Source organism: Lacihabitans sp. LS3-19 (assembly GCF_024343575.1).
GTDB lineage: Bacteria > Bacteroidota > Bacteroidia > Cytophagales > Spirosomataceae > Leadbetterella.
Genome location: NZ_RJUA01000130.1, coordinates 41366 through 54549 on the forward strand (window position 1 = coordinate 41366; position 13184 = coordinate 54549).

Annotated in this window: 10 protein-coding genes; 8 read left to right on the forward strand and 2 right to left on the reverse strand. The window is 37.4% G+C overall.

Going from position 1 to position 13184, the window contains the following annotated elements; all coding sequences use genetic code 11:
* Window positions 1-36: 36 nt before the first annotated feature.
* The gene (locus EGI22_RS23070; protein WP_255070996.1) at window positions 37-1047 is read right to left on the reverse strand and encodes a VWA domain-containing protein; all 1011 of its coding nucleotides are present in this window, start codon (window positions 1045-1047) and stop codon (window positions 37-39) included.
* Between the two features lie 99 nt (window positions 1048-1146).
* Between EGI22_RS23070 and EGI22_RS23075 the strand changes: the two genes are divergently transcribed.
* Window positions 1147-1743, forward strand: coding sequence for an NTP transferase domain-containing protein (locus EGI22_RS23075; RefSeq protein WP_255070997.1), 597 nt, complete (start codon window positions 1147-1149; stop codon window positions 1741-1743).
* Window positions 1744-1746: 3 nt separating this feature from the next.
* Entirely contained in the window at window positions 1747-2655 is a 909-nt protein-coding gene (locus EGI22_RS23080) for a lysophospholipid acyltransferase family protein (protein ID WP_255070999.1), read from the forward strand.
* On the opposite strand, the gene dnaE is transcribed toward EGI22_RS23080, so the two are convergent.
* On the reverse strand, window positions 2652-6242 hold the full coding sequence (gene dnaE / locus EGI22_RS23085) for a DNA polymerase III subunit alpha (protein WP_255071001.1): 3591 nt from the start codon (window positions 6240-6242) through the stop codon (window positions 2652-2654). The two genes, EGI22_RS23080 and dnaE, sit on opposite strands and share 4 nt — an antisense overlap.
* A 117-nt stretch (window positions 6243-6359) precedes the next feature.
* On the opposite strand from dnaE, the gene EGI22_RS23090 reads away from it, so the two are divergent.
* The 6 genes from EGI22_RS23090 (at window position 6360) to dnaK (ending at window position 13055) form a co-directional block, all read left to right on the forward strand.
* Entirely contained in the window at window positions 6360-6710 is a 351-nt protein-coding gene (locus tag EGI22_RS23090) for a hypothetical protein (protein ID WP_255071274.1), read from the forward strand.
* The gene (rpmI, locus tag EGI22_RS23095; RefSeq protein ID WP_255071003.1) at window positions 6662-6853 is read left to right on the forward strand and encodes a 50S ribosomal protein L35; all 192 of its coding nucleotides are present in this window, start codon (window positions 6662-6664) and stop codon (window positions 6851-6853) included. Before EGI22_RS23090 ends, rpmI begins: the two co-directional genes overlap by 49 nt.
* 92 nt (window positions 6854-6945) lie before the next feature.
* Window positions 6946-7290, forward strand: a complete 345-nt coding sequence (rplT, locus tag EGI22_RS23100) for a 50S ribosomal protein L20 (RefSeq protein ID WP_255071005.1) — start codon at window positions 6946-6948, stop codon at window positions 7288-7290.
* A gap of 137 nt (window positions 7291-7427) precedes the next feature.
* Window positions 7428-8024, forward strand: coding sequence for a DUF937 domain-containing protein (locus EGI22_RS23105; protein WP_255071007.1), 597 nt, complete (start codon window positions 7428-7430; stop codon window positions 8022-8024).
* A gap of 82 nt (window positions 8025-8106) precedes the next feature.
* Window positions 8107-11040 (forward strand): NPCBM/NEW2 domain-containing protein, encoded by a 2934-nt coding sequence (locus EGI22_RS23110; RefSeq protein WP_255071008.1) that lies wholly within the window; start codon window positions 8107-8109, stop codon window positions 11038-11040.
* 110 nt (window positions 11041-11150) lie between these two features.
* Window positions 11151-13055 (forward strand): molecular chaperone DnaK, encoded by a 1905-nt coding sequence (gene dnaK, locus EGI22_RS23115; RefSeq protein WP_255071009.1) that lies wholly within the window; start codon window positions 11151-11153, stop codon window positions 13053-13055.
* Window positions 13056-13184 lie beyond the last annotated feature (129 nt).

The following is a 13184-nucleotide window of genomic DNA, read 5'->3' on the forward strand; positions in this document are numbered from 1 at the left end:
CGATTGCTCGTGGCTTCAAATATTTTCAATCAAAAATTAATTTGAAGTTATTATCTCAAATTTCAGTTTTCTAGGATCTGATTTCGAAATAATCTGTTGATTTCTAATGTATTCCAAATTGTAAACATTCGAAATTACTTTTCCAAACTTCGTAAATACATCTTTAAGTTCTTTAACAGTAGTAGGGAAACTTGCTGAGCCTCCACTCGCCAATTTTGTCAATACCGTTTTGTCAACGCCACCTGTTCCATTTAGTCCGATACAGAAACTCGTAATTTTATAAGAATTTTTATCAGACTTTATTTTGCCTAATAGGTAATCAGGATTAACCGAAGGCGGTGCCATGTTATCAGAGCCATCTGTAAAAGTAAATAAAACTCTGGATTGCGACTTAGAGCTTTGTAACATATCTATTCCAGAATCCATGGCTTCGTATAAAGCTGTAAATTTTCCTTGTTTTAGGCCCTTCACATAATTTTTAAGTGCTTCCTTGTCGGTTGTTAATGGAAACTCATTTACGGTATCCGAGAAATCCACAATTCCCATTTTTACAACTTTTCTGTCTGTGAATATTTTTTCAATAAAATCGTTGGCGTATGTTTTAATTGTTTCAAAATCAGTGCCTAATGACTCACTTCTGTCTAAAACCAAAACCACACTGATATCTTCAGACTGACTGAATGACATGGTAAATTCCACGTCTTTTTTCCAGTCATTGGTTTCTTTTTTAAACTCATAGGCGTTTATTTGTTCGATATTGTAATTGTTAGAATATTCATCTATAATTCTAAAATTATCAATAATAACCTTTGTGCCTGCTGGGCCATCTACTTCTCCGCCGAAAGTTTTTGAGAAGTCAATTTTAATTTCTCTTGATGTTTTTAGCTCATCAAATCTCACCTCTGGGCTTCTGCCCGAAGTATTCCAGAAGTCTAAATAAATCTCGAAATTGGTACCTTTTGGATTTACACCGCCACTACCGCAGCTTACCAAAACTAATGTGAGTAGAACTGTCTTAAGGATTAAGAAAGCATTTCTTATTTTCATCGGATTAAAATTTATTGTCAGCTTTGGAAACGAAAACATCATGCCAAAACTTTCATTTGCACGTAAAATTATTGCAAATTTGCATAAAAAATCTGAAAAATGAACATTGGAGTGGTAATTTTAGCTGCTGGAGAGTCAAAAAGAATGGGAGCACCTAAACAGATTCTGCCGATTTTCGGCGTGCCGATGCTTAAATATTTGATAGATGAAGTGATTGATACTGAGGCTCATCCCATAACTGTTGTGGTTGGTGCTAACAAATCCAAGATTGTTCCATTACTTGAAAACATACCAATTGGCATCATAGACAACACCGAATGGGCCAAAGGGATTGGTACTTCAATAAAAATGGGATTAGTAGGCTCGTATTTGATTACAAAAGGATTTGACGGCCTAATTTTTATGACTTCAGATATGCCTTATGTTACTTCGGAACTTATAACTAAACTTATTCAGGCAGCCAAAAACCATCCTGAGAAAAGCATCATTTGCTCAGAATACAATGGTGTAAAAGGAGTTCCTGTTTTGCTAAAAAAAGAAAGGTTTGAGGATATTTTAGATATGAAGCCCGAAGATGGAGCGAAACAATTCTTTGCAAAATATCCAGATGAGATTTTTTCTGTGCCATTTGATTTGGGGCAAATTGACCTAGACACCAAAGAAGATTACTATAATTTTTTACAATCTAAAAACTAATTCATGCAGGCGGTTGCGTATTACTTGGTACTTCCTTTTTTGTATTTCTTCTCTATTTTACCTATTTCTGTATTATATTTCTTTTCTAGGTTTTTGATTTATCCAGTTCTTTATCAGTTGGTTGGCTATCGGAAAGCTGTAGTTAGAAACAATATCGCAAATTCATTCCCAGAAAAGTCTCAAGCAGAAAAACTACAAATCGAGAAAGATTTTTTTCATTATCTAGGAGACCTTTTTGTAGAGACCATCAAAAGTTTTACAATTTCCGAAAAAGCTCTTTTGAAAAGAATAAGTTTTCAGAATCTTGAAATATTAGAGCCCTATTTCGAAAAGAACCAAAACGTAATCATCACACTTGGTCACATTGGGAATTACGAAATGATCGCCAAAGCCATGCCTTTTCATTTTAAACACAAAGTCTTGGTGCCTTATCATAAAATGAGTAATCCGTTTTTTAATCAATTGTTCTATAAGTCTAGGACTGCCTTCGGTGCTGTTTTTTTTCCAACCTTCGATACTTTTGCTAACATCAAAAAAGACTACGGACAGCCGTTTGCACTTACACTGGCCAACGATCAATCTGCTCAGCCTAACAAATCTTTTTGGGTAAGGTTTTTAAATCAAGACACTACTTTTTTTATAGGTACAGAAAAAATCGCTCAGCAGTTTAATTATCCTGTAGCGTTTGCTCATGTTACTGTTCCTCAAAAAGGTCACTATGATATGAGATTGGAATTGATATCAGATAATCCTAAAAGTGAACCCGAAGGAGAAATAATGACCCAACATGCTCAAATGTTAGAAAAAGACATAATTGTAGCACCCAAATATTGGCTTTGGACACACAAAAGATGGAAGCATAAACGTCCTGAAGGTGTTGGTTTCGGTTTTAATATTTCTAAAAAACCTTAACCAAAACTTACGTTTTCTTCGCCTACTACCTCAATAAGTTCTTTCTGGATTTCTTTGTTGAGGTCTATTTTCATAGTTCTGGAGAACATCGCCACGTCGTATCTTTCTTCGGTGTCATATACATTTAGTTTGAAATTAAACTTTCCAGGATTTGACGAGACTATGTCCAGCAAACTATTGATGCTTTTGGTATTTATTTCCTTTAAATCCACTTTTACATTTACTTCTTTGAATCGCTTGGCTTTCATGTCATTTAACAGTTCAACCTGAACTGGCTTGAACTCCAATTCGCCCTCCCGATTCCATTTGGTTTGGATTTTTCCTCTAATACTTACAAAGAATCCTAAACCCAAATAGTTTGAGAATTCCACATAATCCTTTCCAAAAAGCATGATTTCTAAAGAAGAAGTATAATCCTCAATCTTAAATATTCCGAATGGATTACCATTTTTGGATTGTTTCTGCTGTACAGAGGATATTACACCGCCAACTATAAACTCCCTGCCTACATTATCAGGTTCGAAAAGTTGATCTAGCGGCTTACACAGCGACATTTCTATAGAAAACTGGTCTAATGGATGCCCCGAAATATAAAATCCTACTACGTCTTTTTCGTATTTAAGTTTTTCTATATCTCCCCATTCTTCTATATTCTCACTTTTAGGTTTTTGGATTTCAAAACCGTTTGTATCACCCATTCCACCAAAAAGCGAGTTTTGAGCCGAAGCCTTATCTTCTGCTATTTTGTTGGCGTATCTTATTAGTTTTTCTATAAAAGTCGTTCCCTCAATTTCATGGAAATAAACCGCTCTGTGTATATCATCAAAACAGTCAAATGCACCCGCATAAGTCAGCGATTCTAAAGTTTTTTTGTTTACCGTTCTTAGGTTTACTCTCGTTATAAAATCAAAAATATCCGCAAAAGGCCCATTTTTCTCTCTTTCTTCTATTATCGCGTCAACCGCTGCATCGCCAGTTCCTTTTATGCCACCCAAGCCAAACCGTATCTCTTTTCTCTTATTTACACTAAACCTCTTGTTTGATTCATTGATGTCAGGCCCCAAAACATTCAAGCCCAATGTTTTACATTCTTCCATGAAAAACGTAATCTTGTCGATGTTGCCCAACTGCGAGGTCAATACCCCAGCCATATACTCAGAGGTATAGTGAGCCTTCAGATAAGCCGTTTGATAAGCCACAAAGGCATAGCAGGTTGAGTGCGATTTGTTAAACGCATACTGAGCAAAAGCCTCCCAGTCCGTCCATATTTTCTCCAAAATTTTGGCATCATGGCCGTTGGCTTCGCCACCTTCCATAAACTTCACCTTCATTTTGTTCAATACCTCTATCTGCTTTTTACCCATTGCTTTACGCAATACGTCAGCATCTCCCTTGGTAAAGTTTCCGAGTTTTTGCGACAGAAGCATCACCTGTTCTTGGTACACGGTTATACCATAGGTTTCACCTAAATATTCTTCTACTTCTGGTAAGTCATATTTTATTTCCTCTGTGCCGTGTTTACGGGCAATAAAGTTCGGAATATACGCTATCGGACCAGGTCTATAGAGGGCGTTCATAGCTATCAGGTCATCAAATCTATCGGGTTTGAGTTCCTTCATGTATTTTTTCATACCGTCAGACTCAAACTGAAATATCGCCGTCGTTTCACCTCTCTGAAACAACTCATATGTTTTTTCGTCGTCTAGCGGTATGTAGTCTATGTCTATTGTGTGTCCATAATTCTCCTTTATCATCCTAAGAGCCTCCTTAATAATCGAAAGGTTCCTAAGACCCAGGAAGTCCATTTTTATAACGCCAGCGTCTTCAATAACCTTACCTTCATATTGCGTTATCAGCAAGTCCGAGTCTTTCGAAGTACACACAGGGACAATGTCAGACAAATCAGACGGGGCAATGATAATTCCCGCTGCATGGATTCCTGTGTTTCGTACAGTTCCTTCCAGCTTTTCGGCTTGTTTAAGTACTTTCGATGTTAAGTCGTTGCCATTGTACATGTCACGTACTTTTTTCACATTCTCCTGCTCGTCAGGACTCAGACCAAGTTCGTTCAGCGACTTAGGCCCCATCATAGGCATGTGTATAAGTTTCTTGAAATCAATGCCATACGAGGGCTTGTCAGGAATTAACTTTGCTATATAGTTAGCATCTGCCAGTGGCAAATCCATCACTCTGGCTACATCTTTTATAGACGACTTCGTGGCCATCGTACCATAAGTTATGATCTGTGCAACTTGGTTTTTGCCATATTTTTCAACTACATAATCTATCACTTTCTGGCGACCTTCATCGTCAAAATCCGTATCAATATCGGGCATCGACTTACGGTCAGGATTCAAGAATCGCTCAAATAGTAGATTATATTTTATGGGGTCAATATTCGTAATTCCTATACAGTAAGCTACCACAGAACCAGCTGCTGATCCTCTTCCAGGGCCAATCATTACGCCCAAATCACGCCCAGCCTGTATAAAGTCCATCACAATCAAGAAATACCCAGCAAAACCCATGGTTTTTATAGTAAACAATTCAAAGTCAAGTCTTTCTTGTGTAGTGGTTATTATCTCCCCATACCTTTTTCTTGCACCTTCAAACGTCAAATGACGCAGATATTCCCACTGATTCAGTTTGTCATCTGCATGTATCTTAAATTCATCAGGAATCGGGAAATTCGGCAGCATGATATCCTGTTTCAGGTTCAGTTTGTCTATTTTTCCAACTATCTCATTTGTATTGTCAATCGCCTGCGGAATGTCCGCAAACAAGCTGGTCATTTCGGCTGTGTTTTTAAAATAAAATTGGTCGTTAAAAAACGCAAACCTTGTATCTTTTTTCGACATCGTCTCATCATCAGCAAAGTCTTTGGCTGATGGTGTCGCCAATTTTTCGTTGGTATTTACACACAGCAAAATATCGTGAGCCACCCAATCCGTCTGATCCACATAGTGACTATCATTGGATGCAATCACTTTTACATTGTATTCCTTGGCCCATTTTAGCAATACCTCGTTTACTAAATTCTGCTCGGGTATTTCATGGCGTTGTATTTCAATATAATAATCCTCTCCAAATCTATCCAACCACCATCTAAACTCCTGTTCGCCAGCTTCTTCTCCATTTTTTAGTATCACTTTCGGCACAGATGCACCTATGCAACAAGTGGTGGCTATCAAGCCCTCTTTGTATTTCTCAATCAAGGCTTTTGTCACACGTGGGTACTTACTATATAGCCCCTCCATAAAGCCCAACGAGCACAATTTCGTAAGATTTTTGTAGCCTTGAGCATTTTTAGCAAGCAAAAGCTGATGGTATCTAACGTCCTTTTGGTCTTTCGTAAACTGCTTCCTGGTATGGTCTTCCACCACATAAAACTCACATCCAACTATAGGCTTTACATTAAATTTGTCAGCAGCAGCCACAAAATCAAACACACCAAACATATTGCCGTGGTCAGTAATAGCCATGGCCGGCATACCATCCGCTTCGGCCTTCGCAAAAAGCTTTTTGATGTTCGACGCACCGTCAAGTAAAGAGTATTGGGTATGATTATGTAAGTGAGAAAACTTCATCTATTCTTTTTATAAGTAGTATTATGCAAATATAGCCAATATCTATTTTTTCAAAACCCGTAATCCAAAATAAAAAATATTTGGAATTATAGAAGACTAGTCTTCAGGTTTTTGTAAATGAAGGAAAGAATCGGGATATTGAATTTTGAAAATCAAGACTTGCAACTTGAGGGAATGTTCTGGCGGCCTGCTAAAGCACCGGGCTATCCGTTACAAGTCCTCGCGGCTACGCCAGCTGCGGGCTTTCCACTACTATCCCTGGCCGGAAAAAGGAAATCATTACTTTACAATCAACTTACTGGTCATAATTTTCTCGAAATTTTATTCATATTTTCCATCTCAATATTTGATTTCATGAATATTTTTCGTACTTTTGCGACCCAAATTTACTTTTTCAAACACTTAATCTGTTTTGTACAATGCCTAAGCAAAAAACAAATTCAGGAGCGAAAAAAAGGTTCAAATTGACTGGAACTGGAAAAATCAAGCGTAAGCATGCTTTCCACAGTCACATTTTAACCAAAAAATCGACGAAACGTAAGAGAGTTCTTGCATCGTCAACGCTCGTAAGCCCTTCTGACGAAGGTCGTATCAAATCATTGTTGGCTTAATTGTCTAACAAATTGGTTCAATTGTTTCACCCGATCAAAGGCCTTAAAGTTTCCTCGAAAAGGAACGCCTGAAGTCAAAAAACTAAAAAATTATGCCACGTAGTGTCAATCATGTTGCCTCGAGAGCGAGACGCAAAAAAGTGCTGAAATTAGCCAAAGGCTATTACGGCAGAAGAAAAAACGTTTGGACGGTTGCTAAAAACGCCGTTGAAAAAGGTTTAGTTTACGCCTATATTGGTCGTAAACAAAAGAAAAGAAGTTTCCGTAGCTTATGGATCGTAAGAATCAACGCGGGTGTTAGACCATTCGGTTTATCTTACTCAGTGTTTATTAATAAACTACAAAAAGCAGGCATCGAACTTAATCGTAAAGTGTTAGCTGATTTAGCTTTGAATCATCCAGATGCTTTCAAAGCAATCGTTGAGAAAGTAAAATAATAAAATTAGCATTTTATTAACAAAAAAAAGACGTCAATAGGCGTCTTTTTTTGTTACCTTTTGATAAAATTATTGTCAAAATGAGGAATTATAAGGGATAGTTCATAATTTTAATTTTAAAATAAACAATAAAAAAAATGTTAGAAGTATTGCAAGGACTTATTCAACAAGCTGGACAATCAGCTGTTGTTCAAAATAATGAGGTGCCTAATGAGCACAACGAAGGTGTAATGGGAGAGGTTATGCAAGGCCTTTTAGGTGGATTGACCAACCATGCAAATTCACAAGGTGGTGTTGGAAGTTTATTAGGACTTTTAGGTGGTGGCAATAGCCAAGCTGGAGGAAGTAGCCTTTTGAGCAATCCTATTGTAGCTTCAATAGCTCAAAATGTAATGGGAAATATCATGTCAAAATTTGGTTTGTCGAGCTCAGCTGCTTCAGGAGTTGTAGGTAATATGCTTCCTCAAGTTCTTGGTGGATTGATAAACAAAACCAATGACCCAAATGATAGCTCGATTGACATGGGAAGCATCATGGGTGTATTGTCAGGTGGTAAAACCCAAGGAATAGATTTCTCAAATATCCTTAGCCAAGGCATGGGTGCAATGGCCGATGGTAAATTAGATATGAACGATCTTATCAACATCGCTACAGGATCTTCTAACCAAAACCAAAGCTCAGGCGGAGGTGGTATAATGGGAAGTATTTTGGGTGGATTGTTTGGAAAGAAGTAATTTTGAAAGACCATATTAGAAAGCGTAGATATTATTCTACGCTTTTTTTTTATATTTTTGCAAACGGATTTTTAATAGATACATGAAAATTACTCAATTTTTAATTTTAACATTGTTTCTAAGTTTTAGACTTTCGGCACAAATCATTGTGTCGCATCCGCTAAACAATGCCGTTTATCAAAGGAATAGCTCAAGTCAAGCCAATCTTTTTATTAGCGGAACTTATAATCAGGCTGTTGCAACTTCAGTTCAGGCTCAACTAATTAATGCAAATACTAGTATTGTAGTTCCAGGTTTTGATTGGACTATAATAACCTCAAATCCTTCAAGAGGCGTTTTTCAAGGTCAATTAAATAATGTGCCAGCAGGTTGGTATGTTTTGAATTTAAGGGTAATGAAAAGTGGAAGTGTGTTATCCACAACAACTGTTAGTCATGTTGGAATAGGTGACGTATTTATGATTGCTGGGCAGTCTAATGCCCAAGGGTATATAGATTTACATTATGTTGGGGCTACTTCACCTAAAGTTGTTACTCACGACAATGGTAAATATTGCAGCTCAGGAGAATTGCCTTTTCCCAATATTTCTCAATTATTGGGTGCTACAAAACCAAGTATCAACGGAAGAGATGCTTGGTGTTATGGTAAACTTGGTGATAATATTGTAGCAACAACAGGTTATCCAGTGGCGTTTTTTAATGCAGGTGCTTCTGGGGCAAGTGTTTACAATTGGAAGCAAACTGCGGATGGTGCAGTAACTATTCATGCACTTACAAATCAGCCGTTTTGTTCCTTAGGAGAAGAAAATACAGATAATCCAAATTTTGTTAGTGGGAATTCTAGCACATATGCAAGTATTAATCCCTATTTTGCATTTAAGAAAGGATTAAATTATTATAACTCAATGTTTGGTGCGAGATCAGTGCTTTGGCATCAAGGAGAATCAGATACTCAATTAGGCACAACAACTATAGATTATCAAAATAATTTAAATTATATTATCACAAATTCAAGGGCACAATTTGCTAGTGGATTGCCTTGGGTGATTTCAAGAGTTTCCTATTTTTTAAATAATTCAACAAGTTCAGCTGTTATTGCTGGTCAAAATAATGTTATTAATCCTAGCAATCAAATTTTTGCTGGACCAGAAACTGATGCAATTAATAATGTAACTATTCCTGGTATAAGAGATGTGGCAGATGTTCACTTTTGGGGTGTGGCTGGTATGACAGCATTAGCAAATGCTTGGTCCAATCATTTAAATGCATCATTTTTTTCATCATCGACCCCTATTATTGCTAATTCTCCACCTATTATATCAACTACATTAGTTAATTCAGCCCAAATATCGTTAAGTGTGCCTGGCGGATATAGCAATTATAAGTGGATTAGGACTGACTTGTCAGGTAATAATAATTATGAAAATGCCTCTGAAGGAACTTCAAGTTCAATAACGAAATCTACGGGAACATATAGGTGCTGGGTTACCAATTCACTTGGTAATTTTCAAATAAGTTCTGCAGTAAATGTTGATCAATTACTAGGATTAACTTACAATGGTACTTCATGTTCGGCCAATGCATATTTAACGGATTTGAAATTTTCATCCGCAACCAATGGTTTAGGGCCAATAGAAGTTAACAAAACCAACGGTGGGAGTGGAGACGGCGACGGAGTTGGTATAGTTCTAAAGACTGTGAGTTATCCAAAAGGATTGGGCGTAGCTCCCAATTCTGAAATAGTTTATAATATTCCTTCTGGTCAGTATTATAAGTTTAGGTCATTTATCGGCATTGGCGATGATGTTTCTACAACTTGTAACAATACTGGAGGCGTGATTTTCAAAGTTTATGGAGACCAAACTTTGTTGTATACTAGTCCAACGATATACCGAAATACTGCATTGCAAGAGGTCAATGTAAATATTTTTACTTACAGCTCGATAAAACTTGTGGTAGAGCAAGTAGGTGCAAATGCAACTTGTAATAGAGCCGTTTGGGCTGATGCTCGAATTCTGTGTTCTTTGGGAGATACAGAAGATCCAACACCTCCGACCAATTTAGTAACTACAAGCATCTTGACAAAGTGTATTTCCTATTCATGGACTCATGCAACTGACAATCAGGCAGTGGTGGGATATTATATTTATAAAAACGGAATAGTAGTCGACACTATTCCAGGCACTCAAAACACTTATACACTTTCGGGGAATAACCCAGGAGATAATATAACTTTTGGAGTTAAAGCTTTTGATGTTGTTAATAATGTTTCTACGTTAACAACTTTAGATTCAAGTACAGTAATTTTCGCAATTGAATATTTAGGAGGAGTGGAGGTATTCGATTACCCTTTTTGTGTATCAAGGTCCTATTTACCCTCTTTGGTACGTCCATTAGGAGGCGTATTTTCTTTATTGCCAGGGCCAGTTGCCACAATTGGGGCAAACACTGGAGAGTTTTATTCCGACATTGTTGATAATTTTAATCTTAATTATTCTTATGGTACAGGTAATCCTTCATGTTTTGAAAGTAAAAACTTTGTTTTAGGAACGACTGCTCCGCCAACAATCACACCAACTGTTACCGTAAACAAAAGTATAATAAACTTAGACTCAATCGTAACTTTTACATCTTCTCCTGCTTGTGATGGTACTTCTTCTTTGGTATGGAGTTTTACAAATTCAACTAGTCAAGTAATACAGTACAGTCCAACAGCCACTGGTGTTTATTATGCTAGTTGTAAAAAAGACCAATGTTATGTTTTTTCCAATAACGTAACAGTAAAAGTTCTTCCCAATTGTACCAATGGATTAGTTTTGGCTCCAACAGTAGATAATTTGACGAGTAACATTAATCCCTTGAAATTTAATAGTAGCAGCACCATAAATGCTACAAATACCATTGTGCCGAGCAATAATATCCAATACAATGCTGCCAATTCGATTATTTTAAGTCCAGGATTTAAAGTCGATTCTGGCGTAATATTTTCTGCTAAAATTCAAAATTGTCCTAATTGACATGAGCTTCGTGACAATTTGTCACTAAAAAAGGCCAAAAAATTGCTTGGCATATTCATTGTTATTTCCATTGTGTACATATTTTTAATTAAATACACTGACAGTATATCATGGGAAAAATTATTGGAATAGATTTAGGAACTACCAACTCTTGTGTTGCCGTAATGGAGGGAAATGAACCGGTAGTAATAGCCAATAGTGAGGGAGCTAGAACCACCCCTTCTATTGTAGCCTTTTTGGATAACGGCGAAAAGAAGGTAGGAGCTCCAGCAAAAAGACAAGCAATTACCAATCCTAAAAACACTATCGCTTCGGTGAAGCGTTTTATGGGTAAAAAATATACAGATGTAGGTAGTGAGCTTAAAACTATTGCCTACGACGTAGAAAAAGGTGCGAATGATACGCCTAGAGTAAAAATAGGAGATCGTCAATACACACCGCAAGAGATTTCAGCTTTCATTCTTCAAAAAATGAAATCAACAGCTGAAGATTATTTAGGACAAACAGTTACAGAAGCTGTTATTACGGTTCCAGCTTATTTTAACGATGCTGAACGTCAAGCCACAAAAGAGGCTGGAATAATTGCTGGATTGGATGTGAAAAGAATCATCAACGAGCCTACAGCTGCGGCTTTGGCTTATGGTCTTGACAAACAAGGCAAAGACATGACCGTTGTAGTGTTTGACTTAGGTGGTGGTACTTTTGACGTTTCTATCTTGGATCTTGGAGATGGCGTTTTCGAAGTAAAATCAACAGATGGTGATACACACTTAGGTGGAGATGACTTTGACCAAGTAATCATTGAGTGGTTAGCTGCGGAATTCAAAGCTGACGAAGGTGTTGACTTGATGCACGACGCCATGGCACTTCAAAGATTAAAAGAAGCGGCTGAAAGAGCTAAAGTTGAGCTTTCAAGTTCTACTCAAGCAGAAATCAACTTGCCGTATATCTTCCCTGTCGACGGTGTGCCTAAGCACTTAGTAAGATCATTGACAAGAGCGAAGTTTGAGCAATTGGCTGATTCTCTTTTCAAAAGAATGATGGAGCCTTGTAAGAGAGCAATCAAAAATGCAGGTATATCTAATAGCCAAATTTCAGAAGTGATTTTGGTGGGTGGATCTACTCGTATACCTAAAGTTCAGGAGGAAGTTGAGGCTTTCTTCGGTAAAAAACCATCTAAAGGAGTAAACCCTGACGAAGCTGTGGCTATCGGAGCGGCTATCCAAGGCGGCGTACTTACTGGTGAAGTAAAAGACATCTTATTGCTTGACGTTATTCCTCTTTCATTAGGAATCGAAACTATGGGTGGTGTATTCACTAAAATGATTGATTCGAATACAACGATTCCTACCAATAAAGTGGAGGTTTTCTCTACAGCTGCTGATAATCAGCCTTCGGTTGAGTTGCACGTATTGCAAGGTGAAAGACCAATGGCCAATCAAAACCGTACATTAGGTAGATTCCACTTAGATGGTATTCCACCAGCAATGAGAGGTGTGCCTCAAATCGAAGTGGCTTTTGACGTAGATGCTAACGGTATTTTGCACGTAACTGCGAAAGACAAAGGAACTGGAAAAGAGCAAAAAATTAGAATTGAGGCTTCAAGCGGACTTTCAGATGCTGATATTCAGAGAATGAGAGACGAAGCTAAAGCTAACGAAGAAGCAGATAAAAAAGAAAAAGAAACAGTAGAGAAAGTAAATGCTGCTGACTCGATGATTTTCCAAACGGAGAAACAATTGAAAGAGTTTGGAGATAAGCTTTCAGAAGGCAATAAAACGGCTATCGAAGGTGCTTTGGCAGAACTAAGAGCTGCACATGGTACCAAAGATTTGGCTGCGATAGATGCTACCATGGAAAAAATAAATGCTGCATGGCAAGCCGCTAGTCAGGAGATATATAATGCTCAACAAGCTGCTGGTGGTGAAGCTGGTCCTGACGCAACTGCTGGTGCTCCAGCGTCGGAAGGTGCAGACGAAGGTGTTACTGATGTGAATTTTGAAGAAGTAAAATAATTCGGAATTTCGGTTTATAGTTTGAAAGTCTGGGAGAAATCTCAGACTTTTTTTTTACAACCTTTTTTCAAAACTTTTCGTATATAGAATAGTTATATAATTGTAGATTATAATTTTTAGAGAATTTAT